The 421-nt window shown below is 43.0% G+C and carries 1 pseudogene; it reads left to right on the top strand.

The annotated features are described in order from the left end of the window. Positions 1 to 200 precede the first annotated feature (200 nt). Positions 201 to 421, top strand: a pseudogene (locus tag AC1DUA_RS40750) (RNA polymerase sporulation sigma factor SigE); the annotation flags it as partial.

A 421-nucleotide genomic window follows, 5' to 3' on the forward strand; every position in this document is an offset into this window, starting at 1 on the left:
GCTTTGCAGTGACGGCTCCTATCAAGCGATCATACATCCAGCACTAATTTCTGCTGGTTAGCGCTTTCATTGCGCTTATGAAGTCTGTTCTGCATACGCAAAACTCAGCGAATGCTTACGATGCAAGTTTTCTACGGAAAACTCAGAGAATGCTTACGAAGCTAGTTTTGCTTACGCAAAACTCTTAGGAGGAAACTAACATGCTCTTGAAGTGGAAAATGCTTTTTCAACTAGCGTACTATCGAATTTTGATGCTCCTTGGTCTTAAGGGAGAAGAAATCTATTACATAGGTGGAAGCGAAGCTTTACCGCCGCCGCTAACGAGAGAAGAAGAAGAATACTTATTGGAAAAATTACCGTCCGGGGATGCCGCAATTCGAGCGATGTTGATTGAACGCAACCTGCGATTGGTTGTTTATAT

The organism is Paenibacillus sp. 01T422 (genome assembly GCF_056398785.1).